This is a genomic window from Micromonospora saelicesensis (assembly GCF_900091575.1).
GTDB lineage: Bacteria > Actinomycetota > Actinomycetes > Mycobacteriales > Micromonosporaceae > Micromonospora > Micromonospora saelicesensis.
Genome location: NZ_FMCR01000001.1, coordinates 853,753 through 876,864 on the forward strand (window position 1 = coordinate 853,753; position 23,112 = coordinate 876,864).

General features: G+C 72.0%; 23 protein-coding genes. 10 read left to right on the forward strand and 13 right to left on the reverse strand.

Annotation, left to right across the window (positions count from 1 at the left end; translation table 11 throughout):
* Window positions 1-2 precede the first annotated feature (2 nt).
* The 3 genes from kdpA to GA0070561_RS04045 all read right to left on the reverse strand — a co-directional run bounded on the left by kdpA (window position 3) and on the right by GA0070561_RS04045 (window position 3,227).
* Complete coding sequence (gene kdpA / locus GA0070561_RS04035) at window positions 3-1,658, reverse strand: potassium-transporting ATPase subunit KdpA (RefSeq protein WP_091395075.1); 1,656 nt, start codon at window positions 1,656-1,658, stop codon at window positions 3-5.
* Window positions 1,658-1,747 carry a K(+)-transporting ATPase subunit F gene (gene kdpF, locus GA0070561_RS32920; protein ID WP_036410889.1) on the reverse strand — a complete coding sequence of 30 codons (90 nt, stop codon included), beginning with the start codon at window positions 1,745-1,747 and terminating at the stop codon, window positions 1,658-1,660. The genes kdpA and kdpF overlap by 1 nt, the downstream gene beginning before the upstream one ends.
* A 439-nt stretch (window positions 1,748-2,186) precedes the next feature.
* Window positions 2,187-3,227, reverse strand: a complete 1,041-nt coding sequence (locus tag GA0070561_RS04045) for a TRM11 family SAM-dependent methyltransferase (protein ID WP_091395079.1) — start codon at window positions 3,225-3,227, stop codon at window positions 2,187-2,189.
* A 72-nt stretch (window positions 3,228-3,299) separates the two neighbouring features.
* Between GA0070561_RS04045 and GA0070561_RS04050 the strand changes: the two genes are divergently transcribed.
* Window positions 3,300-4,190, forward strand: coding sequence for a zf-HC2 domain-containing protein (locus tag GA0070561_RS04050; protein ID WP_091395082.1), 891 nt, complete (start codon window positions 3,300-3,302; stop codon window positions 4,188-4,190).
* A gap of 9 nt (window positions 4,191-4,199) precedes the next feature.
* Here GA0070561_RS04050 and GA0070561_RS04055 read toward each other — a convergent pair whose 3' ends face one another.
* From GA0070561_RS04055 to GA0070561_RS04065, 3 genes are all read right to left on the reverse strand, one after another.
* Complete coding sequence (locus tag GA0070561_RS04055) at window positions 4,200-4,859, reverse strand: CGNR zinc finger domain-containing protein (RefSeq protein ID WP_091395085.1); 660 nt, start codon at window positions 4,857-4,859, stop codon at window positions 4,200-4,202.
* A 4-nt stretch (window positions 4,860-4,863) separates the two neighbouring features.
* Window positions 4,864-5,712, reverse strand: coding sequence for an MBL fold metallo-hydrolase (locus GA0070561_RS04060; protein WP_091395088.1), 849 nt, complete (start codon window positions 5,710-5,712; stop codon window positions 4,864-4,866).
* Between the two features lie 158 nt (window positions 5,713-5,870).
* The gene (locus tag GA0070561_RS04065; RefSeq protein ID WP_091395091.1) at window positions 5,871-6,533 is read right to left on the reverse strand and encodes a TetR/AcrR family transcriptional regulator; all 663 of its coding nucleotides are present in this window, start codon (window positions 6,531-6,533) and stop codon (window positions 5,871-5,873) included.
* A 332-nt stretch (window positions 6,534-6,865) separates the two neighbouring features.
* Here GA0070561_RS04065 and GA0070561_RS04070 point away from each other — a divergent pair, with 332 nt between their 5' ends.
* The 5 genes from GA0070561_RS04070 (at window position 6,866) to GA0070561_RS04090 (ending at window position 12,885) form a co-directional block, all read left to right on the forward strand.
* The gene (locus GA0070561_RS04070; protein WP_091395094.1) at window positions 6,866-8,032 is read left to right on the forward strand and encodes an acyl-CoA dehydrogenase family protein; all 1,167 of its coding nucleotides are present in this window, start codon (window positions 6,866-6,868) and stop codon (window positions 8,030-8,032) included.
* On the forward strand, window positions 8,022-9,236 hold the full coding sequence (locus tag GA0070561_RS04075; protein ID WP_091395097.1) for an acetyl-CoA C-acetyltransferase: 1,215 nt from the start codon (window positions 8,022-8,024) through the stop codon (window positions 9,234-9,236). The genes GA0070561_RS04070 and GA0070561_RS04075 overlap by 11 nt, the downstream gene beginning before the upstream one ends.
* A gap of 14 nt (window positions 9,237-9,250) precedes the next feature.
* A complete protein-coding gene (locus GA0070561_RS04080) occupies window positions 9,251-11,407 on the forward strand; it encodes a 3-hydroxyacyl-CoA dehydrogenase NAD-binding domain-containing protein (protein WP_091395100.1) in 2,157 nt (718 codons plus the stop codon).
* Window positions 11,404-12,525, forward strand: a complete 1,122-nt coding sequence (locus tag GA0070561_RS04085) for a CaiB/BaiF CoA transferase family protein (protein ID WP_091395104.1) — start codon at window positions 11,404-11,406, stop codon at window positions 12,523-12,525. Before GA0070561_RS04080 ends, GA0070561_RS04085 begins: the two co-directional genes overlap by 4 nt.
* An 84-nt stretch (window positions 12,526-12,609) precedes the next feature.
* The gene (locus GA0070561_RS04090; protein WP_091395108.1) at window positions 12,610-12,885 is read left to right on the forward strand and encodes a hypothetical protein; all 276 of its coding nucleotides are present in this window, start codon (window positions 12,610-12,612) and stop codon (window positions 12,883-12,885) included.
* On the opposite strand, the gene GA0070561_RS04095 is transcribed toward GA0070561_RS04090, so the two are convergent.
* Window positions 12,886-13,803 carry a cytochrome c oxidase assembly protein gene (locus GA0070561_RS04095; protein WP_208603681.1) on the reverse strand — a complete coding sequence of 306 codons (918 nt, stop codon included), beginning with the start codon at window positions 13,801-13,803 and terminating at the stop codon, window positions 12,886-12,888. It lies immediately after the preceding gene.
* Window positions 13,764-14,246, reverse strand: a complete 483-nt coding sequence (locus tag GA0070561_RS04100) for a DUF2243 domain-containing protein (RefSeq protein WP_244166054.1) — start codon at window positions 14,244-14,246, stop codon at window positions 13,764-13,766. Before GA0070561_RS04100 ends, GA0070561_RS04095 begins: the two co-directional genes overlap by 40 nt.
* A gap of 186 nt (window positions 14,247-14,432) precedes the next feature.
* On the opposite strand from GA0070561_RS04100, the gene GA0070561_RS04105 reads away from it, so the two are divergent.
* The 4 genes from GA0070561_RS04105 (at window position 14,433) to GA0070561_RS04120 (ending at window position 18,197) form a co-directional block, all read left to right on the forward strand.
* A complete protein-coding gene (locus GA0070561_RS04105; RefSeq protein WP_091395111.1) occupies window positions 14,433-15,695 on the forward strand; it encodes a DUF2786 domain-containing protein in 1,263 nt (420 codons plus the stop codon).
* A gap of 147 nt (window positions 15,696-15,842) precedes the next feature.
* On the forward strand, window positions 15,843-16,199 hold the full coding sequence (locus GA0070561_RS04110) for a YciI family protein (protein WP_244166099.1): 357 nt from the start codon (window positions 15,843-15,845) through the stop codon (window positions 16,197-16,199).
* Window positions 16,196-17,449, forward strand: a complete 1,254-nt coding sequence (locus GA0070561_RS04115) for an RNA polymerase sigma factor (protein WP_091395118.1) — start codon at window positions 16,196-16,198, stop codon at window positions 17,447-17,449. Before GA0070561_RS04110 ends, GA0070561_RS04115 begins: the two co-directional genes overlap by 4 nt.
* A gap of 91 nt (window positions 17,450-17,540) precedes the next feature.
* The gene (locus GA0070561_RS04120; protein WP_091395122.1) at window positions 17,541-18,197 is read left to right on the forward strand and encodes a class I SAM-dependent methyltransferase; all 657 of its coding nucleotides are present in this window, start codon (window positions 17,541-17,543) and stop codon (window positions 18,195-18,197) included.
* Window positions 18,198-18,244: 47 nt separating this feature from the next.
* Here GA0070561_RS04120 and GA0070561_RS04125 read toward each other — a convergent pair whose 3' ends face one another.
* The 5 genes from GA0070561_RS04125 to GA0070561_RS04145 form a co-directional block, all read right to left on the reverse strand.
* Entirely contained in the window at window positions 18,245-19,705 is a 1,461-nt protein-coding gene (locus tag GA0070561_RS04125; RefSeq protein ID WP_091395125.1) for an alpha/beta hydrolase, read from the reverse strand.
* A gap of 125 nt (window positions 19,706-19,830) precedes the next feature.
* Window positions 19,831-20,100 (reverse strand): hypothetical protein, encoded by a 270-nt coding sequence (locus GA0070561_RS04130; protein WP_091395128.1) that lies wholly within the window; start codon window positions 20,098-20,100, stop codon window positions 19,831-19,833.
* The gene (locus GA0070561_RS04135; protein WP_091395131.1) at window positions 20,097-20,444 is read right to left on the reverse strand and encodes an ArsR/SmtB family transcription factor; all 348 of its coding nucleotides are present in this window, start codon (window positions 20,442-20,444) and stop codon (window positions 20,097-20,099) included. Before GA0070561_RS04135 ends, GA0070561_RS04130 begins: the two co-directional genes overlap by 4 nt.
* Window positions 20,445-20,607: 163 nt before the next feature.
* Window positions 20,608-20,781 (reverse strand): CsbD family protein, encoded by a 174-nt coding sequence (locus tag GA0070561_RS04140; RefSeq protein ID WP_091395134.1) that lies wholly within the window; start codon window positions 20,779-20,781, stop codon window positions 20,608-20,610.
* Between the two features lie 82 nt (window positions 20,782-20,863).
* On the reverse strand, window positions 20,864-23,110 hold the full coding sequence (locus tag GA0070561_RS04145; RefSeq protein ID WP_091395137.1) for a heavy metal translocating P-type ATPase: 2,247 nt from the start codon (window positions 23,108-23,110) through the stop codon (window positions 20,864-20,866).
* Between the last annotated feature and the right edge of the window lie 2 nt (window positions 23,111-23,112).

Sequence of the window (23,112 nt, forward strand, 5' to 3'; positions counted from 1 at the left end):
GGTCAGAGCCCCTCTGCCAGCGGACCGAGCGCGAGCGCGGGCAGGAAGGTCAGCGCGACGAGGACCACAGTGACGCCGACGACCATGCCGATGAACAGCGGTCGGTGGGTCGGCAGGGTGCCCTCGGACGCGGGGGTTGGTGCCTGGCGGGCCAGCGAGCCGGCCAACGCGAGCACGAAGATCAGCGGCAGGAACCGGCCCAGCAGCATGCACAACCCCAGCGCGGTGTCCCACCAGGTGGTGTTGACGGTGATGCCGCCGAAGGCCGAGCCGTTGTTGTTGCTGGCCGAGGTGAACGCGTACAGCACCTCGGAGAGGCCGTGCGGGCCGACGTTGAGCGCCGTGGAGTTGTTGCCGGTGGCGAACGCCGTCGCCGTGCCGACGAGCACCAGGATCGGCGTGATCAGGAAGTAGAGCGAGGCGAACTTGATCTCGCGTGACCCGATCTTCTTGCCCAGGTACTCGGGAGTGCGGCCCACCATCAGCCCGGCCACGAAGACCGTGATCACCGCGAGGATGAGCAGGCCGTACAGCCCCGAACCGGTGCCGCCCGGCGCGACCTCGCCGAGCATCATGTTGACCATCGTCATCATGCCGCCGAGCGAGGTGAACGAGTCGTGGAACGAGTTCACCGCACCGGTCGAGGTGAGCGTGGTGGCGGCGGCGAAGGTGGCCGAGTTCGACACGTCGAACCGCACCTCCTTGCCCTCCATCGCCGCGCCGACCGCCTGCGGCACCGTGCCGTGGCCGGCCAGCTCGAAGATGTTGGTGATGGCGACGCTGAGGAACGCGAGGATGCCCATCACCGCGGCGATCGCGTAGCCCTGCCGGTTCTGCCCGACCATCCGACCGAAGACCCGGGGCAGACTGAACGGGATCAGGAAGATCAGGAAGATCTCCAGCCAGTTCGTCCAGGTGGTGGGGTTCTCGAACGGGTGTGCGCTGTTGACGTTGTAGAAGCCGCCACCGTTGGTGCCCAGCTCCTTGATCACTTCCTGGCTGGCGACCGGACCACCGGTGATGGTCTGGGTGCCGCCGGTCAGCGTGCTCACGTCGGTGCCGGCGGACAGGTTCTGCACCGCCCCACCGATCATCAACGCGATCGCGCCGAGCACCGCGATCGGCAGCAGAATCCGCAGCGTGATCCGGGTCAGGTCGACCCAGAAGTTGCCGAGCTGCCCGGTGCGGCTGCGGGCGAAGCCGCGTACCAACGCGACAGCCACCGCGATGCCGACCGCCGCCGAGACGAAGTTCTGCACGGCCAGGCCGGCCATCTGCACCAGGTGGCCCATCGTCGACTCACCCGAGTACGACTGCCAGTTCGTGTTGGTCACGAACGACACGGCCGTGTTCCACGCGCCGTGCGGCACCACCGGGTCGAACCCCAGCGACAGCCACAGGTGGTTCTGCACCCGCTGGAACAGGTACAGGAAGAGGATCGAGACCGCGGAGAACGCCAGCACGCTGCGGGCGTACACGCCCCAGGTCTGCTCGGCGGCCGGGTTGACCCCGACCAGTCGGAAGATGCCCCGCTCGACCCGCGACTGCTTCGTGCCGGAGACCGCCCGGAACATGTAGTCGCCGAACGGCTTGTAGACGGCGACCAGGGCCGCCACCAGCGTCAACACGAAGATGACGCCCGCTGTTGTCATGGTCATCAGAAGCGCTCCGGGAACAGCAGGGCGAACACCAGGAACGCGCCCAGGACGACCGCGAGCACCAGACCGACGGCGTTGACCGCGTTCACAGCTTCTCCACCGCCCGGACCACCAGGGCGAGCACTGCGAACAGCACCACCGTCAGGACCACGAACACCACGTCAGACACGCTGACTCCTCTTACCGGAAAGGTTCGTCGCGACCGCCTTCCGGTCGCGCCGGGCAATCAAAGCCCCACCACCCGCCGGACAGCAGGGGTCATAACGCGACCATGACGGCGGCGAACCTTTTCTTGACGTGGTTTTCACACCTGTGCACTGAACAGGTGAAATGCGGCACAGACCCTCGGTGGTCCCGGCGAGGCCAACCCCGGTTGCCCGCCCTTTGCTCTGCACCCGCCGAGGCGACACTCACGGTCCGTAGCTGGTGCCTCCGCGGGTGCAGAGCAAAGGGGAATGCGCGCGAGAGAGACCATGCGCGACCCGAATGGGTGGCTCATGGCGCGGCGGGGCGGCGGGGCGGGGCCCTTCAGGCCGGGCGGCGGGCCACCAGTACGTCTCGCATGATCGACTGGTCCACCCGGTGCCGCAGCGCGCGGTAGGGCTCGGCGTCGACCACGGTCAGGCCGGCGTCGGTCAACGCCGCCGCCGCGTCGTCCCGACTGGCGACGTGGGTGTTCCAGGAGATCCCGAGCGCACCGCCGGGGCGCAACAACCGGGCCCAGACCGGCGCGGCGTCCGCGAGCAACGCCAGCGGGTCGCGGGCCAACCCCTGCCCAGCGGTACGACTGCCGTGCTGCACGCCGTACGGCGCGTCGGCGACGACCAGGTCCACGGTCTCCGGGCGGAAGAACTCCGCCGAGCGCGCGGTGTCGGCGTTGACCACGTCCAGCAACTGTGTCTGGCCGGCCTTGTGCTCCTCGCGGGTCGGCGCCAACTCGATCCGCACCCGCCGGCCGACCACCTTGCGCTCCCGCCGCACCGGCCCCGACTCCAGCACCCGGTGCTTGACGCGCTTCTGCTTCAGCCAGGTGGTGATGAACGCCCGGTACGCCTCGACGTCCTTCTGGTCGCGCTCGATCCCGGCGGCGTCGAAGCCGTACATCAGCGCCTGGTTGAGGGTGGTGCCCCGACCACAGAGCGGGTCGAGCACCCGGAACCGGCGGCTGGTCATCTCGGTGGCCCAGTCCGAGGCGAGCAGGGTGACGTTGAGCAGCAGCTTGGTGAACTGCTCATTGGTCTTGCCCGGGTACTTCTGGATGGTGAGCAGGTCGTCGTCGTAGCGGTCCAGACGACTCCACTCGATCGGCCGCAACAGCTCACCGACGATCTCGAACAACGCGTACCCGGCGGAGAGGTTGCCCAGGACGGCCAGGTCACGCTCGGTCAGCCCGTCGCCGGTGAACGTGATGTAGGACGCCCCTCCGACAACCTCGGTGTCCAGCTCGCCGATCCGACCGTCCAGCGCCGAGCGGCCGAAGATCTCCAGCTCGGCTCGGGTGAGGTCGACGGCGGCGCGGGCGTACACCCGGTTGGTGGCGGGCAGGATCAGCAGGCCGTAACGCGTCATGATCCGGCGAGTATTCCACAACCAGTCACGGTCGCCGGGAACCGGAGCGGCTGCCGGAGCGACTACCGATACATGGGTTGTGAGCAGTGGCGGGAGGTCCTGTCCGCGCAGCTGGACGGGGAGGAGACCGCCGCCGAACTGACGGCGGTGCAGGGGCACCTGGACGGGTGCGCCGAGTGCCGGGCCTGGTTCACGGCGGCGGCGGCGGTGACCCGTCGGGTTCGTACCCGATTGGTGGTTGAGGTGCCCGATCGGACGGCGGCGATCCTTGCCGCCGCCAGCGCGGCCCCGGCCCGCCGGTCGCGGTGGCGGCGTTCGGACGGACGTGGCCCGCTGGTCGCCGGCCTGCGGAAGGTGCCCGGACGGGGCCGGCTCACCGCCGGGTTGCGCGCGGCGTTCGGACGTGGCCCGCTCGTCGCCGGCCTGCGGTCGGCGCTCGGGCTGCTCGGCGCGGTGCAACTGGTGCTCGGCCTGGCCCAGGTGGGCCGGGGCGCGACCGCCGACCACCTGCACCCCACCGGCCAGCACCTGTGGCACGAGTCGGCGGCGTGGAACGTGGCAGTGGGCGCGGGCTTCCTCTTCGTGGCGCTGCGCCGCAGCCCGCCCGCCGGGCTGCTGCCGATGCTCAGCGCGTTCGTCGGCACGTTGCTGCTGCTGTCGGTCAACGACCTGGCCACCGGTTCGGTGGGCGGGGAACGGCTGATCAGCCACGGCTTCCTGGTGGTCGGCTACCTGATCACCGTGCTGCTGTCCCGGCCAGGGCTGCGCCCCGGTGGCCCGGCACCACAGCGCCAGCCGACACCGTCGCGCTGGCGGTTCGGCGCCGACGAGGTGGACCGGCCGCTGCGGGTGGTACGCCCCGAGTCCTATCCGGCGCAGGCCGCCGACCGGTACGCCGCCCCGGCGGCGCATGCCGGTCGATCCACCCGCACCGGCGAGGCCGACGAACGCCGGGCCGCCTGATCGTCTGAGTCAGTCCACCTGCCGCTGCCGCGCCCGGTGGGCGCGCAGGTTGGTCGGGTGCCCACAGGCGCGTACGGAGTGCCAGACTCCGCTGTTGTTGCGCGAACGGTCGTAGAACGCCACTCGGCAGCGGGGGTTGCGGCAGGTCTTGATCCGCCGCCCGACGTCGGCGAGCTGCGCCTCGAACAGCGCGGCGAGGACGAGCGAGACCAGCAGATCGGCGCCGACCCCGGCCGGGTCGAGGTGGACGGATCCGTCTGAATCGAGCCGGAGCGTCGCACCGGTGGTACGAGATCCGGTCGGAACCCGGTCCGACGCCCCGACGGGTTGCCCGGGGCCGGGCGTGGCGTGGCGCCTGGCATCGATCTCGTTCAGCAACTCCTCGCGAAAGGTCCGTAGCACCCGGAGCCCTGCGGCGTCGAGCGCGACGTCGGGCGCCGGACGCCCGGTGGCCGTCGACCACTGCCCGACGGCCAGCCGTACCCACTCGGTAGCGCTGTCCAGATCGTCCAGGAGGTCCGGCTGCCGTGGCGCGCCGGCCGAGATCGTGTTGAGCAGATCCTGGACGAGCCCGAGGCCGCCCGGAGCAGGGTCGATGCCGTACCTCGCGGTGGCCATCCACGGCCCGGCCACCGCACCTGTGATGGGTTCGGGCACGGAGGGCGTCATCAGGTCACTTCCCGAGCAGGGCGAGCGCCCCGTACCAGGCCGGTCCCGGATTCACCCAGTCCGGGTAGAGCCGCACCATCTCGTCGAAGAACTCGCGGGCGGTCGACTTCTCGGCCAGCAGCCGCTCCACGTTCAGCAGGTACTTCCGGGTCAGGTCGATGCTCGCCGGGTCGTCGGGGCGGTTCCGGTTCTTGTGGCCGGCGACGACCGCGCGGGGCGCGAGCGCTTCGACGCGGTCGAGGGCGTCGAGCCACTGCCGCAGGCCCCCGTCGACCGTCTCCACGATGTACTGGTGAACCCCGTTGTAGACCACGTCACCGGCGACCACCAGGCCGATCGACGGGACGTGCAGGACGGTGGTCTGATCAGTGTCGGTGTGTCCGGTCTCGACGGGCTGGATGAGATTGCCCTCGAGCAGGAACCCCTCAGTCGGCACGGGCACCGCGTCGACCGGCGATTCCGGGATGACGCCGGGGAAGACCCGATCGAACAACTCACTCCGCCCGACGGTGGCCTGCTGGTGCATGACCTCGATGGTGCCGGGCGTCGCGTAGGTGACCGAGCCGGGGAAGCGCTTCACCAGCTCACCCGCGCCGAACCAGTGGTCGCCATGCCCGTGGGTGGCGTAGATGTACGTCAGCCGCTTACCCGACCGGTCGATCCAATCGCCCACCTTCGAGATCTGCTCGTGGGTGAACGGTGGATCCACGAGGAGCGCCTCCTCGGCTCCGTAGATCAACGTGGACGAGACCGGATTCCAGTGGATCCGCGACCCGTCCGGCATGCGCTGGTCACCCGCTCGCACCGGACCGTCCGAGACGAAGACCTCGTAGGACAGGGCAGATGTGGTCATGTCTCCTCCTCGGTGGCGCGATCGCCCGTATGTGGCCGGTGGGTACCCGCCGACCGCTGAAATAACCATAGCCACTATGCCTATTTCACTGCGATCATCGCGCCCGTGGCCTGCGGCACACCGCCGGAGGCCCAGCCGCTACGCCGGAGGCTCAGCCGCTACGCCGGAGGCTCAGCCGGTTGCGCCGGCCGGGTCGAACCGTGCACGGCGAGGACCTGCGGGATGACCTGCTCGACGATGGTCAGCAGGGTCGTGGTGAGCAGCAGGTGCACCTGGGCGCGGGTCAGGGCGCCACGCTGGAGCCATTCGCGGGCGGTCGACGTGGCCAGACCCCCGTACGCCCGGACCATCCCGCGCAACTCCTCGCGGTGCTCGGCCTCGCCGGCCAGCCCGACGGCGACCAGCATGCGGTCCGCGGCGACCTCCTCGGCCTCGGCGAGCACCCGCTCCACGTCGGCGTCGCCGCCCATCCCCCGGGCGGTGACCGCCGCCAGCCACGAGGTGCTGTGCCGGGAAACCACGTCGAGGAACCAGGTGACGCTGGCGTCGACCCGGGTCCGGAGATCACCCTTGGGCAGCCGCTCCAGGGCAACCTCGGGGATGGTCACCATGACCCGGACGACCTCCAGGTAAAGGTCCTTCTTCGCACCGAAGTAGTGGTTGACCAGGCCGCGAGCGACACCTGCCTCGCGGGCGACGTCGGTGGTCGACACGTCCGCGTACGGGCGCTCCCCGAACAGCCGGACCGCGCAGGCCAGGATCTGCCCACGCCGGGCGTCCGGCTCCAAACGGCGGCGGCGCGGAGCCGTCTCGACACTCATCTGCCCGACCCTATCGACAGCTCACCGGTCGGCCGCCGTTCCTCACCATGATCACTTGATCGCTCAGCAGTAGTCAGAGCTGCCTGTGAGCCACTCACGCGGCGTCAATTCGCCAAGATCGCGCTACATCCGGGATGTAGTGGCATCGGTGCGCTCCTGAGGCCACTACATCCTGGTTCGAGCACGATCTTGCACCGCCACCTCGTCCAGCATCGGCAGTGACTTCCCACTTCTCGCTCAGCCTGCCTCTTCGCGGACGTCCCGATGGCCTGCGCCCGTCCGCTGATCACGACTTATTGACATGCTGCCAACAGCGCGCGAGGGTGGTGCACATGCCGACCCCCCCGCCCGACGGCTCCCCCTCACCCTGGCGCGAGCCGGAGCATGACGACCTGGCCGAGCTGGCCCGCACCTTCTTCACCAAGGAGGTGTTGCCGCACGCCGACCGCCTTCAGGAGCAGGGCCACCCGGACCGCGAGCACTACCGGCGCGCCGGTGAGCTGGGGCTGCTCGGCCTGTCGGTCCCGGAGGAGTACGGCGGTGGGGGCGGCGGATTCACCCACGAGGCGGTGCTGCTGCACGAGCAGGCGTACGCCGGGGAGGGCAGCCTCGGCCTGGCCGTCCACAGTGGCATCGTCACGGGCTACCTGGTGGCGTACGGCAGCGAGGAGCAGAAGCGGCGCTGGCTGCCCGGCCTGTGCAGTGGTGAGCTGGTCGGCGCGATCGCGATGACCGAGCCGGACGGTGGCTCCGATCTTCAGGCGATGCGCACCCGGGCGGTCCGCGACGGCGATGACTACCTGGTGACCGGCGCGAAGACGTTCATCACCAACGGCGGCCTGGCCGATCTGATCATCGTGGCCGTGAAGACCGACCCCGAGCAGCGAGCGGCCGGCGTCTCGCTTCTGATCTGCGAGGTGGGCGGCGACCCGGAGGGCTTCCGCCGAGGCCGACTGCTGTCCAAGATCGGCCTGCACGCCAACGACACCGCGGAGTTGTTCTTCGACGAGTTCCGGGTGCCGGCGGCGAACCTGCTCGGCGGCGCCGAGGGGCTGGGCTTCATCCAGCTCATGCAGCAGCTTCCGCAGGAACGGCTGGTCATCGGCGTCGGCGCGGTCGCGGCCATGGAACGGGCGGTCGCGCTGACCGTCGCGTACGCCAAGGAGCGCACCGCCTTCGGCAAGACCCTGATGGGTCACCAGAACACCCGGATGGTGCTCGCCGAGTGCGCCACCCGCACCCGGGTCAGCCGCGTCTTCCTGGACGACTGCATCGTCCGACACACGCGTGGCGACCTGGACGTCGCCACCGCGGCGATGGCGAAGTCATGGCTCACCGACGGGCAGTGCGAGGTCGTCGACCGGTGCCTTCAGCTCTTCGGCGGCTACGGCTACACGACGGAGTACCCGATCGCCCGGATGTACGCAGATGCCCGCGTCCAGAAGATCTACGGCGGCACCAACGAGATCATGAAGGAGTTGATCGCCCGTGCTCTCTGAGGCGTACGTCTATGACGCGGTCCGCACCCCGCGCGGACGCGGCCGGGACACCGGCGCGCTGCACGGGGTCAAGCCCATCTCCCTGGTGGTCGGCCTGATCGACGCGTTGCGGGAGCGCAACCCCGGCCTGGACGTCGGCCGGCTGGAGGATCTGCTGCTCGGCATCGTGACCCCGGTCGGCGAGCAGGGCGGCGACCTGCCCCGGGCGGCCGCGCTGTTGGCCGGCCTGCCCGACCAGGTGGGCGGGGTGCAGCTCAACCGGTTCTGCGCCTCCGGGTTGGAGGCGGTCAACTCCGCCGCCGCGCGGATCCGCTCCGGCTGGGAGCATCTGCTGCTCGCCGGCGGGGTGGAGTCGATGTCCCGGGTGCCGATGGGCTCCGACGGCGCGGCCTGGGCCACCGATCCGCAGACCGCGCTGGCCACGTCGTTCGTGCCGCAGGGCGTCAGCGCCGACCTGATCGCCACCCTGGAGGGCTTCACCCGCGACGACGTGGACGGCTACGCGCTGCGGTCGCAGGAGCGGGCCGCCAAGGCGTGGGCCGGCGGGTACTTCGCCCGCTCGGTGGTGCCGGTCCGCGACGGCAACGGGTTGGACATCCTCACCGTCGACGAGCACCCGCGCCCGGAGACCACCCGGGAGGCGCTGGCGAAGCTCACCCCGTCCTTCGCCACGATGGGCGAGGCGGCCGGCTTCGACGCTGTCGCGTTGCAGAAGTTCCACTGGCTGGAGGCCATCGAGCACGTCCACCACGCGGGCAACTCGTCCGGCATCGTGGACGGCGCGGCGCTGGTGCTGATCGGTTCGGAGCAGGTTGGTCGGGATCTCGGCCTCACCCCGCGCGCCCGGATCGTCGGCGCGGCGGTCACCGGCGCCGACCCGACGCTGATGTTGACCGGCCCGATCCCGGCCACCCACAAGGCGCTCGCCGCCGCCGGGCTGACCCTCGACGACATCGACCTGTTCGAGATCAACGAGGCGTTCGCCGCGGTGGTGCTCAAGTACGTCCGTGACCTGGGCCTCGACCCGGACCGGGTGAACGTCAACGGTGGCGCGATCGCGCTCGGCCATCCGCTCGGCGCGACCGGAGCGATGCTGCTCGGTACGGCGTTGGACGAGTTGGAGCGCCGCGACCTGCGCCGCGCCGTGGTGACCCTCTGCATCGGCGGCGGCATGGGCGTCGCCACCGTTCTCGAGCGCTGCTGACCCGGAGGACGACAATGACCAACACCATCCGGTACGACCGCGGCGCCGACGGCATCGTCACGCTCACCCTGGACGACCCCACCCAGTCCGCCAACACCATGAACCGGGCGTACGCCGCCTCGATGAGCGCCGTGCTGGACCGGCTGGAGGCCGAGAGCGATCTCGTCGGCGTCATCGTGACCAGCGCGAAGTCGACCTTCTTCGCCGGCGGCGACCTGCCCGAGATGATCCGGGCCACCCGCGCCGACGCGCCCGACCTGGCCGACCTGCTCGGCACCATCAAGCGGGACCTGCGCCGCCTGGAGACGCTGGGCCGACCGGTGGTCGCCGCGGTCAACGGCTCCGCGCTCGGCGGTGGCCTGGAGATCGCGCTCGCCTGCCACCACCGGATCGCGCTGGACGCGCCCGGCAGCCGGCTCGGACTGCCCGAGGTGACCCTGGGCCTGCTGCCTGGGGCGGGCGGCGTCACCCGGACAGTACGGATGCTCGGCCTGGCCGGCGCGCTGACCACAGTGCTGCTCACCGGCCGGCGGATGCGTCCGACCGAGGCGCTGTCCGTCGGGCTGGTCGACGAGGTGGTCGCCACGCCCACCGAGCTGCTGGAGCGGGCGCGGGCCTGGATCGCGGCGAACCCGCACCCGGCACAGCCGTGGGACCGGCCGGACTATCGGATGCCCGGCGGCACCCCGGCCAGCCGCTCACTGGCCGCACAACTGCCCGCCTTCCCGGCGACGCTGCGCAAGCAGCTCAAGGGTGCCCGGCTACCCGCGCCGGAGGCGATCCTGGCCGCCGCCGTCGAGGGCGCACAGGTCGACCTGGAGACCGCCCTGACCGTGGAGACCCGGCACCTGATCGGCCTGCTCACCGGGCAGGTCGCCAAGAACATGATCGGGGCGTTCTTCTTCGACCTGAAGGCCGTCAACGGTGGCGCTGCCCGACCCGCCGATGTGGACGCCCCACCGGTACGCCGGGTGGCGGTGCTCGGGGCCGGAATGATGGGCGCGGGCATCGCGTACGCCTGCGCCAGCGCCGGGCTGGACGTCGTGGTCAAGGACGTCACGCCGGAGGCCGCCGGCCGGGCCCGGGAGCACGCCGAGCGGTTGCTGGCCCGCGCGGTACGCAAGGGTCGCAAGACCGAGGCGGACGCCCGCGCCGTCCTGGACCGGATCACCACCACCGACCAGGCCGACGCGCTGGCCGGCTGCGACGCGGTCATCGAGGCGGTCTTCGAGGACCCGGCGCTGAAACAGCAGGTCTTCGCGGAGGTGCTGCCCGTCCTGGCGCCCGACGCGCTGCTCGCCTCCAACACCTCCACCCTGCCGATCACCGGCCTGGCCGCCGGCGTGGACCGGCCGGCGGACTTCATCGGCATGCACTTCTTCTCTCCGGTGGACCGGATGCCGTTGCTGGAGATCGTGGTGGGCGAACGGACCGGGGACGTGGCGCTGGCCCGGGCGTTCGACCTGGGCCGGCGGATCGGCAAGACCCCGATCGTGGTCAACGACGGCCGGGGCTTCTTCACCAGCCGGGTGATCGGCAAGTTCATCGACGAGGCGGTCGGCATGGTCGCCGAGGGTGTCCCCGCCGCATCGGTGGAGCAGGCCGCACTCCAGGCCGGCTACCCGACCGGGCCGCTGGCGCTGGCCGACGAGGTCAGTCTCACGCTGATCCAGCGGATTCGCCGCCAGTTCGAGGCGGCCAGCGAGGAGTTCCGCCCGCTGCCGGCGCACCGCCTGGTGGACGAGCTGGTCGACGCGTACGACCGGCCGGGGCGCGCCGCCGCACGAGGTTTCTACTCCTACGACGACGGCACCCGGGGCCGGCTGTGGTCCGGCCTCGCCGACCTGACCACCGACGCTGGTCGGGCGGTGCCGTTCACCGACCTCCAGGAGCGGATGCTCTTCGCCGAGGCACTGGACGCGCTTCGCTGCCTCGACGAGGGGGTGCTGCGCACCGAGACCGACGCCAACATCGGCTCGATCTTCGGCATCGGATTCCCGGCGTGGACGGGCGGGGTGATCCGCTACGTCCGGCAGTACGCGGGCGGCCCGGCCGGCTTCGCGGCCCGTGCCACCGAGTTGGCCGGCCGCTACGGCGACCGGTTCAGGCCCCCCACCGACCTGGCCGACCGGCTCGCCGCCCATCGGGCCGAGCCGGCGGGCGTCGCGTGACGGCGGCGCGCGGCGGGCCGCTGACCGGGGTACGGGTCGTCGAACTGGCCAGCCTCGCGCCGGCGCCTTTCGGCTGCATGGTGCTCGCCGACCTCGGCGCGGACGTGGTGCGGGTGGACCGGCCGGGCGCACCGGGAGCGGGCCGGCTTGCCGCACCGACCAGCGGGCCGTTGCAACGCGGCCGGCGGGTCACCGCGCTGGACCTGAAGTCACCGGCCGGGGTGGCGGACCTGCTGCGCCTCGCCGAGCGGGCGGACGTGCTGGTCGAGGCGTACCGGCCGGGGGTGGCCGAGCGGCTCGGCTTCGGGCCGGAGGTGTGCCACGCCCGCAACCCCCGACTGGTGTACGCGCGGATGACCGGCTGGGGTCAGGACGGCCCGCTGGCAGCCCGAGCCGGGCACGACATCGACTACATCGCGGTGGCCGGGGCGTTGGAGCCGCTGGGACGGGCCGGCGAGCGCCCGTACGCGCCGATGAACCTGCTCGGCGACTTCGGCGGCGGCGGGATGCTGCTCGCCGTCGGGGTGCTGGCCGCGCTGCTGGAGCGGGAGCGCTCCGGCTTCGGCCAGGTGGTCGACGCCGCGATGGTGGACGGCTCGGCGCTGCTCACCTCGTTCCTGCACGGGCTGCTCGGCACCGGCCTGTGGGCCGCCCCGCGCGGGCGCAACATGTTCGACGGCGGGGCGCCGTTCTACGACACGTACGCCACCGCCGACGGTGGATTCATGGCGGTCGGCGCGATGGAACCGGCCTTCTACGCCGTACTGCTCACCGGCCTCGGCCTCGCCGACGACCCGGACCTGCCCGCCCAGTACGACCCGAGCGGCTGGGACGAACTGCGCCGCCGGTTCACCGAGCGGTTCGCCGAGCGCACCCGGGACGAGTGGACGGCGGTCTTCGCCCACCTGGACGCCTGCGTCGCGCCGGTGCTCGCCCCCGGCGAGGCGCACGCGCACCCGCACAACGCGGCCCGGGGCACGTTCGTCGAGGTGGGCGGCGAGATCCAGCCGGCCCCCGCACCCCGCTTCGACCGCACCCCGACCGCGCGGCCAACCCCGGCACCAGACCCGGAGCAGGACGTCCTACCGGTCGAGGAGATCGTCACCAACTGGCGGTGATCCCGGCGGTCGGCGGCTGAGCCGTTCCACAGGCACTTTCGCGGCACCTGGGACGGCGCCGAACTTCTTGGGGAGTCGATGAGCATGGGTACGGACAGTTGGAAGGGCCACGTCAACGGGGTCCTGTACGGGATCCAGTTTGACCGGGTGCTCGACGACTCGGTGGTGACCCGGGTCGTCAACGGGGTGACCGCCGGGCACTACCCGGGAGACCGGGCTGCGACGCGGGACGCGCTGGACCAGGCGCTGCGCTCTTCGGGCCCGCTGAACGACCAGGCTGAGACGCACCACAGTGAGGACGAGCTCCGCTCGTTCTTCCGCCGACTCGCCGCAGCACTGTCCACCCCGTCTCCGAGCTGATCAAGAGGTTTGCGTCAAGGAACCGCCTTCCGGTGACGCAAACTTCTTGATCAACGGGGGTGGGGATGGGGACGGGGATGGGGGCGGGGGTGGGGACGGGCGGGGTCGGGGGCGGCGGGAGTGGTACCAGGCCGCGAAGAGGGCTGCTGCCAGGAGCAGTTCGGCCAGGTCGCCGCCGTAGTACATGAGTTGGGCGGCCGAGCGGAACGCATCCGGGTCCCGGTCGGTGAGGCCGGGCGGGAGGGTTTCGGCCTTGGCGTACAGGTACTTGGCCAGCACGGCGTGGCCGGCCGACGCGGCCAGTAACGCGCCGACCCGTACCGCCAGTCCGGGGCGACGCGGTGCCGGGTCCGGCCCGGCCAACGACCAGGCGAAGAGGTAGCCGGCGGCCAGGTAGTGCAGGTGCACGGCGTGGTGCAGGACGGGTTGCCGTTCGGCCGCCGCGTACAGCGGGGTGAGCAGCACCAACGCCAACCCGCCGGTGGTCAGCAGCGTGGCGGTGAACGGGTGGGCGAGCAGGTGCAGCGGGCGGGCGCGCAGCAGCCGGCCGACCGCTCGGCGTACCGGCGGCGGCGCGATCCGCAGCAGCAGCGTCACCGGGGCGGCGAGGACCAGCCCCAGCGGGGCCAGCATGCCGAGCAGCAGGTGCTGCGCCATGTGCCCGCTCGGGTTGTCGGGGAGTTGGGCCAGCGGCCCGACGGCGACCGCCAGCAGGGCGCAGCCGACCAGCCAGGAGGCGGTGCGTCGGTGGTCCCAGCCCCGTGGGTCGCGGACGGCGGCCAGCACGTAGCCGACCGCCAACAACGCGACCGGGAACAGCGGGAACCAGCTTGGCCCGGCCGCACCGTGCCCAGCGTGCGCCAGCGGCCCGGCCACTGTCATCGGGGGCCGGAGTCGGGCCGCCGGGACCGGGCCCACCGCACCACCCCGGCGCCGGCCAACAGCAGCACCGCCCCGGACGCGATCCACAGCACGTCGTACGGCAGCAGGTGTACGCCGTAGCGGATCTGGTGCAGCCGGAGCACCTTGTGATCGACCACCCCGTCGAAGACCTGGAACCCTCCGGCACCGAGCAGGAAGCCACCCCAGGCCAGCCGGTTCGACAGGGCACGTCGTCGACGCAGGTCGGCGAACCAGAAGAACCCGCCGACCAGGATGATCAGCTCGGCGGCGTGCAGCAGTCCGTCGGAGAGCAGCGCCACCGTTGGGGTGGACCGGTCGTAGAAGTGGTGCCACGCGAGGAGTTGGTGGAAGACGATCTCGTCCACCGCAGCCATGATCGCGATGCCGATCAGGACGCCGACGAGGGTGGAGGAACGAACGTCGACGGAACGGGGCCTCGACAGGCTCGAATCGACCACCACACACCTCGCAGTCAGCTATCGGGTCGGAAATACCCCGAACCGCATGAAACATGCCGGGCCAGAGCGGCGGGAAGGCCCACTGGGCCGGTGGCACATCCCCGTTTCGTGACTCCCGGGCCACTGACGGCATGATCATGGAGCCTGGAGGGGCAGCGACAGCCAGATCCCGAGAAGGAGGTGCCCGTGCCGGACGCGGACGAACTCGTCGCCAACGCGCTCGCGGCGGTGCGCGGCACTGACGTACGGCAGGCCGAACGGCAGCTGGACCAACTGATGGTCGGCACCGGCGCCGCGGACGGCACCACGGCGGTGGACGCCGCTCTGCTGCGTCGCCTGGTCCGCGGCCTGGGCCGGCTGTGGCCGCGCGGCTGGCAGCCGGTCGACGTGGACCGGATCACCAGTCGACGGCTCGACGCCCGCGCGGCCCGGCTGGTCCGTGCCGCGATGGGCGCCCAGCGGCGCGACCAGGCCGAGCCGGTCCCGGCCTGGTGGGACGACCAGCTACGCGACCTGGTGGCCACCGAGGGCGGTGCCGACGGCAGCGTGTTGGCCGGCTGGGCCAGCCGGGAGGGTCTGGACCGGGCCGACGCGCTCCGCGCGGCCGTGGACACTCTAGCGCTGGTGGAGAGCCTGCCGCCGATCGCGGTGCTGCGCCCACCGCCGGGCACGAGCGGCGCGGCACTGCCCCGCACGGCGGGCACGGCTCGCAGCGGGTCACCGATGCTGGATCGGGTACGGGCGCTCCTGGCGAAGGCCGAGTCGACCACCTTCCCGGCGGAGGCGGAGGCGTTGACCGGGAAGGCCCAGGAGCTGATCGCCCGGCACAGCATCGACGAGGCGCTGCTGGCGGCCGGGTCGGAGCGCGGGGACCTGCCCGGCGGCGTCCGCCTGAGCACCGACGCCCCGTACGCGGGCGCGAAGGCGCTGCTGGTGCAGGAGGTGGCGGCGGCTAACCGGTGCGAGGCGGTCTGGTCCGACGATCTGGGCTTCGCCACAGTGCTGGGCTGGCCGGCCGATCTGGTGGCGGTGGAGTTGCTCTACACGTCGCTGCTGGTCCAGGCCACAGCGGCGATGCTGCGTGGGCGTGCCGAGCGCCGGCCGGGGTCGGGGCGACGGACGAAGGTCTGGGACGAGTCCTTCCTCAACGCGTTCGCGCTGCGGATCGGCGAGCGGCTGCGGGCGGCAACCGACGCGGCGACCAACGCGGCGGACCAGGCGGCGGCCGAGACGGCCGGGGCGGAACGGCTGTTGCCGGTGCTCGCGGCGCGGGGCGAGGCGGTCCGGGAGCGGTTGGACACGCTCTTTCCCGGCGTCACCCGGCACCGGCTCAGCGTGCGCGACGCCGAGGGCTGGTCGTCCGGCACCTCGGCCGCCGACCGGGCTTCGCTGGACGTCGGCGGCGCCCGGAAGCCCCGACAGGTGCCCGGCCGACCCGATCCGCGCTGAACCGTCCGGCGTGGGAACGCCCCCGGCTGATGTTTCTGCGATTTTCTTCGGTACGCGGTAGGGATCGGGGGAACGGCTCCGACCCTCCGGTGAGTCGCGCCCCGATCGGGGTGCGACCAGAGCCTGAGGAGCATCGCCGTGAAGTACATGCTGCTGATCTGGAACCGGCCCGGCTTCACCGAGGAGCTGAGCGAGCAGGATCGCACCGCCCTCTTCGGTGAGGTCGACGAGATCATGAAGGAGCTGACCGAGACCGGCGAGCTGATCGGCGGCCAGGCGTTGGCCAATCCGTCGCAGACGTTGACGGTCCGGCTCGTGGACGGCAGTCCCGACGTCCTCGACGGCCCGTTCATGGAGAGCAAGGAGCAGTTCGCCGGTTACCTCGCCGTCGACTGCGACACCCCGCAACGGGCTGCCGAGATCGCCGCCCGCTGGCCGGACGTCCGGTACGGCGGCGCGATGGAGGTCCGCCCGATCATGGACGAGGCCGGGACGGAGATGTGACCGAGGACCGGACGGTCGAGGATCTGCTGCGCACGTTCGCGCCGCAGGTCCTCGGCCTGCTGGTCCGTCGGCATGGACAGTTCGACAGGTGCGAGGACGCGGTCCAGGAGGCGCTGCTCGCCGCCGCGACGCAGTGGCCCGGGCAGGGCGTACCGGACAACCCGCGCGCCTGGTTGCTCACCGTGGCCACCCGCCGGCTCACCGACGAGTGGCGCAGCGAAAGTGCGCGCCGGGACCGCGAGGTGGCGGTGGCGCGACGCGAGCCGGCGTACGCCGGGGTGGCGCCCGCGGCGGACGCGGAGCCCGCCGTTCCGGCCGACGACGACACCCTCACGCTGCTGTTCCTCTGCTGCCACCCGGCGCTGCCCGGATCGGCGCAGGTGGCGCTCACGCTGCGGGCGGTCGGCGGTCTCAGCACCGCCCAGATCGCCCGGGCGCACCTGCTGCCCGAGGCGACGATGAGTCAACGGATCCGGCGGGCCAAGCAGCGGATCGAGGCTGCCGGCGCAAGGTTCACCATGCCCGGGCCGGCCGAGCGGGGCGAGCGGCTTACAACGGTGCTGCGGGTGCTCTACCTGATCTTCAACGAGGGCTACACCGCGTCCAGTGGCCCGGACCTGCGCCGGGCCGAGCTGACCGGCGAGGCGATCCGGTTGGCCCGCATCCTGCGCGGGCTGCTGCCCGACGACGGCGAGGTGGCCGGGCTGCTGGCGCTGATGCTGCTGACCGACGCGCACCGGGCGGCCCGGGTGGGACCCGACGGAGAGTTGGTCCCGCTGGCCGAGCAGGACCGTTCCCGGTGGGACGCCGTCGCCATCGCGGAGGGCGTCGCTCTGATCACCGAGGCGCTGACCTGGTCGCCGCCCGGCCCGTACCAGCTCCAGGCGGCGATCGCCGCGGTGCACGCCGAGGCGTCGACGGCGGCCGAGACGGACTGGCGGCAGATCGTCGCGCTCTACCGACTGCTGGCCCGGATCGCGCCGAACCCGATGGTCACCCTCAACCAGGCGGTGGCGGTGGCCATGGTCGACGGGCCCCAGGCCGGGCTCGCTCTGCTCACGCCGTTGGACGCCGACGAACGCACGGCCGGGCACCACCGGCTGGCCGCCGTCCGGGCTCACCTGTTGGAGCTGGCCGGGGAGGTCGGTGCGGCGCGGGAGGCATACCTGATGGCGGCGCGGGGCACCACGAGCCGGCCCGAGCAGCGCTACCTGGAGGTACGGGCAGCCCGGCTGGCCGGGCAGGGGTGACCCACGTCGTCTTGCCGTTCTGGCAACAATCTTTGCGCATCGCCCGGTCGCCGGTCACAGTCGTGGCCGACGCGCGAAGGAGCAGGCACAGATGACCGAGCAGCACGAGTTCGACAAGGACTACTGGGAACGGCACTGGCACCAGGCGCAGCACGACCGTCCCGGCGCGATGAGCACGAGTCCCGCGCACCCTTACCTGGCCCGGGAGATCGGCGCTCTGGTGCCGGGCTCGGCGCTGGACGCCGGGTGCGGCGCGGGCGCCGAGGCGATCTCGCTCGCCGCCCACGGCTGGCAGGTCACCGCCGTCGACATCGCCCCCGTTGCCCTCGCTCGGGCCGCCGAACGCGCGACGCAGAGCGGGGTCTCCGAACGCGTGCGGTGGGTGGAGGCGGACCTGACGGCCTGGGCCCCGGACACCCGGTTCGACCTGGTCACGACGCATTACGCGCACCCCGCGATGCCGCAGTTGGCCTTCTACGACCGCATCGCCGGTTGGGTGGCGCCCGGCGGCACCCTCCTGATCGTCGGGCACCTGCACACCTCGGAGGCAGGCGAACAGGGGCACGGACACGGCCACGGACACGGGCACCACCCGCCCGACGAGGCATCGGTGACCCTCGCGGACATCACCGCCGGCCTGGACAGCAGCACCTGGGAGATCGTCACCGCCGAGGAGCACCGCCGCACGATGCCGGGCCGGGAGGTCCCGCTGTACGACGTGGTCGTACGCGCCACCCGACGCCCCTGAGCACACCGCTGCCGACCGCCGGGCGTCCCGGCGGCCGGCAGTGGCGGTCACACCTCGGGTTCGACGGCCGGGCAGCTGGCGCCCCGGGCGGGCACCACCTGACCGATCAGGTACGAGTCGACGGCTCGTTGCACGCACGGGCTGCTGCTGTAGCTGCCGTGCCCCCACCCCTGGTAGGTGAGTACCGCGCCGTGCCGGCCCAACTGTCGCGCCACGTTGCGCGCCCAGTCGTAGCCCGTGGCCGGGTCGTGCACTGTGGCGGCGAGCAGCAGCGGCACGTCGGTGTGGACCCGTAGCCGATGCTGCGGGTTGGCCACCGGCGTCGGGGTGCCCAGGCAGGTGACCAGGGCGAACAGCGCCGGCGGGTAGCGCAGGTCCGGCGCGAGCCGGGCCGCCCGGCGCAGATGTCCGACGTACTCGCTGTAGTCGCGGACCGGCAGGCTCCAGTCCTGACAGAAAACCGCGAAGGGGTACGGAGCCACGGCCTCGTCCGCCAGGGCGGGGGCGCTCGGCGTGATGGCGGTGCCCTCCAGCCGGACGATCCACTCGGCCAGCCCTGGCCACCGCCACGTGTCGTAGAGCTTCTTGTGGGCGAGGCGGCTCAGCTCGAACGGGGCGAGCGCGGCCCCGGCCCGGTCCGGGTCGGTCAGCGAACCACGCTCGGCCCGAGCGTGCAGCCCGGCCCAGATCGCCCGGACGTCGCGACTGTGCAGGACGCAGTCGGCCGAGCGCGCGCACCAGGCAAGGAACTCGTCGAACGCTCCCTCCGCGGTGACGGCCTGGCTGTCCAGGAAGGCCCGGGTGCCGACGCTGTGGTCCATCGTGGCCTCCAGCACCATGGCCCGGACCCGGTCGGGGTACAGCTCGGCGTACCGCTGCCCGAGCAGGGTGCCGTACGAGCTGCCGTGGAAGGTCAACTGCCGTTCGCCGAGCGCGGCGCGGACCGCGTCCAGGTCGCGGGCGGCGCTGGTGGTGTCCACGTGGTCGTAGAGCGCTCCGGTACGGGCCCGGCAGTCGGCGCGCAGCAGCGCGTTGTTGGCCAGCACGGCGTCGAACTGGGCCTGATCGGCGATCAGCTGTGGTTGCCGCGCGAGCAGCTCCCGGGCGCAGACCACCGGGCGGCTGCCGCCGGTGCCGCGTGGGTCGAAGCTGACGATGTCGAACCGGGCACGCAGGTCGGCGCTGAACCGGGAGCTGCCGTTGACCACCCGGTCGACCCCGCTGTCGCCCGGTCCTCCGGGGCCGAAGACCAGCGCACCTTCCCGGGTGGCCGGGTCGGCGACCCGGCGGGCCAGCGACAGGTCGAAGCGCTCACCCCGGGGACGGTTCCAGTCCACCGGCAGCGACAGGGTTCCGCACTCGGCGCTGGTGTCCGCGGCGCAGGGCCGCCAGTCGATCGTCGGAACGGGCTGTGGTCGGGCGACGGCCGGGCTCGCCGGGGTCAGGCCGGCGGCCGTCAGGGCCAGGGCGACCGCCCAGCCGACGGCGGATTTGCGTACGCGCAGCATGAGGTGCTGTCCTCTCCTCGAAGGAGCGTTGCCGGTGAAACTCGCCCACTGGGCGAGGCGATGCTGCTTCCACCCGGGCCGTCGAGTAGCCGCTCGACGGCCCGGGGCCGCTCTCGTCCGCCGGGTCAGTCGACCTCGCGCAGGACGCGTTCGAGCGTGGTCATCCGGGTCTCCATCCCGCCCAGCCGACCGTCCATCGCCGCGAGCAGTCGGGCGTTCTCCGCCTGGGCCTGAGCTGCCGTCTCGGCGAGCCGGCGGTAGTCGTCCGCCCGGTCCGCCTCGTACCGGGCCCGCCGGGTCTTGGCGAGCTGTACGACGGTCACCGTGACCACACTGATCAGGAAGGCGAAGATGCCGATCGCGCCGACCACCTCGGTCCAGTCGTGCTCGCTCATCGCTGTGCTCCCGGCTGCTCGCCCGAGTCGGGCGCTGTCAGCGTCTCGACCGCGGCCGCGATGACCCCGGGGGTGAGTGTGAGCACGAACGGCTCCACCTCGTAGTAGTTCATGGCCTTCCCGTCCTCCGACAACTCCAGGCGGGCGGTGACCAGCCCGGCCGCCGCCAGCTTCCGTAGGTGGACCTGCAACAGCGCTCGGCTGATGCCCAGTTGCCGGGCCAGCCCGCTGACGTACGCACGCTCGCGGGCCAACGCGGCGACGACCCGCAGCCGGTGCGGGTTGGCCAGGGTGGCCAGGACCCGGACCAGGTCGTCGCCGGTCGGCGGTGAGGCGGTGCTCATAACCAGCCCTTGCACATGCCAAGGAAAGTTAGCAGGTACCGGCGCATTGCGGTGCGGGACGAAAGCGGAATCAGGGGGATCTCAGGGTCGACGAAAGAGGCCGGACACACAGCACGCCGGGCCGGTGATGATCACCGGCCCGGCGTGCGGGTTACGTCGTACGTCAGCTCTTGAAGGCGTCCTTGATCTTCTCGCCCGCCTGCTTGAGCTTGGCGGTGGACTGGTCAGCGCGACCCTCCGCCTCCAACTGCTCGTTGTCGGTGGCCCGACCGGCGCCTTCCTTCAGCTTGCCGGTCGTGTCCTCGGTGGCGTTGTTGATCTTGTCGTCGATACCCATTGCCAACCTCCATTGCAAGCATTGCAAGCGTCGTACAACCACAGAGGTACCCCGGTCGTCACCGACCCAACCATTACCGTCGTCACAGATCGGCAGCGGCCGAACGGAACCGACGCAGCCGCAGGCTGTTGGCCACCACGAAGACCGAGGACAGCGCCATCGTGGCGCCGGCGATCATCGGGTTGAGCAGCCCGGCGGCGGCCAACGGCAGGGCCGCCACGTTGTAGCCGAACGCCCAGAACAGGTTGCCCCGGATGATGCCGAGCGTGCGTCGGGACAACCGGATGGCGTCCACCGCCGCGTCCAGGTCGCCCCGGACGAGGGTGAGGTCGGCCGCCTCGATCGCCACGTCGGCGCCGGTGCCCATGGCCAGCCCCAGGTCGGCCTGGGCCAGCGCCGGGGCGTCGTTGACCCCGTCACCGACCATCGCCACCGACCGCCCCTCGGCCTGGAGCCGCTTGATCACGTCGACCTTTCCGGCCGGCAGCACCTCGGCGATCACCTCGTCGACGCCCACCTCGGCGGCGACCGCGCGAGCCACTGTGGGGTTGTCCCCGGTCAGCAGGACCGGGGTCAGCCCCAGCCCGCGCAGCCGAGCCACCGCCGCCCGGCTGGTCGGCCGGACCACGTCGGCGACCGTGAGCACCCCCCGGGCCTGTCCGTCCCAGCCGGCGACGATCGCCGTACGGCCGGCGGCCTCCGCGTCGCGCACGGCCCACTCGACCTCCGGCGGCACGTCGATCTCGCGCTCGCGCAGCAGCCGAACCCGGCCGACCAGCACGGCCCGCCCGTCGACAATGCCGGTCACCCCCAGCCCTTCGAGGTTGCCGAAGGCGGTCACCGGGGGCAGCGCGCCCGCGTCGGTGGCAGCGGCCGCGACCGCACGGGCGATCGGGTGCTCGGAGGCGGCCTCCACCGCCCCGGCGAGCCGGAGCAGCTCGGCCCGGTCCACACCGCTTGCCGGCACCGCGTCCACCAGGGTCATCCGGCCGGTCGTCACGGTGCCGGTCTTGTCGAGGACCACGGTGTCCACCCGGCGGGTCGACTCCAGCACCTCCGGGCCCTTGATCAGCACGCCGAGCTGGGCGCCCCGACCGGTGCCGACCAGCAGCGCCGTCGGGGTGGCCAGGCCGAGCGCGCACGGACAGGCGATGATCAGCACGGCCACGGCGGCGGTGAACGCGGCGGTCGGGCCGGCCCCGGTGCCGAGCCACCAGCCGAGCGTGCCGATGGCGAGGGTGATGACGATCGGCACGAAGACCCCGGAGATCCGGTCCGCCAGCCGCTGCACGGCCGCCTTGCCGCTCTGCGCCTGCTCCACCAGGTCGGCCATCCGGGAGAGCTGGGTGTCCGCGCCGACCCGGGTGGCGGTGACGATCAGCCGCCCGCCCGCGTTGATCGTGGCGCCGACCACGCCGTCACCGGGGGCGACCTCGACCGGCACCGACTCACCGGTGAGCATGCTGGCGTCGACAGCGGAAGTGCCCTCGTCGACCACTCCGTCGGTGGCGATCTTCTCCCCGGGGCGGACCACGAACCGGTCACCGACGGCGAGCCGGTCCACGGGGATCAGGGTCTCCACGCCGTCACGCAGCACCGTCACGTCCTTGGCGCCGAGGTCGAGCAGGGCGCGCAGGGCGGCGCCGGCAGTCCGCTTGGACCGGGCCTCGAAGTAGCGACCGGCCAGGATGAACACGGTGACCCCGGCGGCCGCCTCCAGGTAGATGTTGCCGGCGCCGTCGGTCCGGGTGATGTCGAAGCGGAACGGGTGCGTCATGCCGGGCATTCCCGCATCACCCAGGAAGAGCGCCCAGAGCGACCAGCCGAACGCGGCCAGGGTGCCGAGGGACACCAGGGTGTCCATGGTGGCCGCGCCGTGTCGCAGGTTGGTCCAGGCGGCCCGGTGGAACGGCAGCCCACCCCAGACCACCACCGGGGCGGCCAGGGTCAGCGACAACCATTGCCAGTAGTCGAACTGCCAGGCCGGGACCATGGCCAGCAGGACCACCGGCACGCTCAGGGCCACCGACACCCAGAGCCGGGTACGCGGTCCCCGCAACGGGTCCACCGGGGGTTCCGCGCTGGGCGGGGCCGGCAGCGCCGCCGTGTAACCGGTCTTCTGCACGGTCCCGATCAGGTCGTCCGGCGTGACGCCGTCGGCGTACCGGACAGTGGCCTTCTCGGTGGCGTAGTTGACGGTGGCGCTCACCCCGTCCATCCGGTTGAGCTTCTTCTCGATCCGGGCGGCGCACGCGGCGCAGGTCATCCCGCCGATCGCCAGTTCGATCCGGTTCGGCGCCTCAGGTAGCGGTCTGCTGGTGGTGGTCATCG